2 tRNA genes and 1 rRNA gene are annotated in these 572 nt (G+C 39.2%); all 3 read left to right on the top strand.

The annotated features are described in order from the left end of the window. Nucleotides 1-79 (top strand): 16S ribosomal RNA (locus tag HH219_RS21725); the annotation flags it as partial. 76 nt (nt 80-155) lie between these two features. Further along, a tRNA-Ile gene (locus tag HH219_RS21730) sits at nt 156-232 on the top strand. A gap of 49 nt (nt 233-281) precedes the next feature. Further along, nucleotides 282-357 (top strand) — tRNA-Ala (locus HH219_RS21735). Nucleotides 358-572 lie beyond the last annotated feature (215 nt).

Below are 572 nucleotides of genomic sequence, written 5' to 3' on the forward strand. Positions count from 1 at the left end.
TACCACGGAGTGATTCATGACTGGGGTGAAGTCGTAACAAGGTAGCCCTAGGGGAACCTGGGGCTGGATCACCTCCTTATACGATTTAGAACTTATTTGTTCGTAGTGTCCACACAGATGATTGTTATTGTAAAGAGAACAACACTTATTGTTTTGGGTCTGTAGCTCAGTTGGTTAGAGCGCACCCCTGATAAGGGTGAGGTCGGTAGTTCAAATCTACTCAGACCCACCACTTCTTATCTAATTAAGAAGATGGTTAAAACAATAAGACCAGCATATGTGGGGCTATAGCTCAGCTGGGAGAGCGCCTGCCTTGCACGCAGGAGGTCAGCAGTTCGATCCTGCTTAGCTCCACCACTTACTTCTTAAAAATAAATATTCTTTATCGGGCAAAACATCGCCTGAGAATAAAGTGTGTTTAATTTTGAGAAGTTTTTTAATCTCTTGCTCTTTAAAAATTTGGAAAAGCTGATAATAAAATTCGTATGAATAACAATGTTATTTATACAGAGTTTTCAAAAGTAAAAAAGAATGATAGCAGTATCATTCAGTGCCATTTAATTGTTTCTTTG

It is taken from the genome of Pseudoalteromonas sp. NEC-BIFX-2020_015 (assembly GCF_012952265.1).
GTDB lineage: Bacteria > Pseudomonadota > Gammaproteobacteria > Enterobacterales > Alteromonadaceae > Pseudoalteromonas > Pseudoalteromonas neustonica.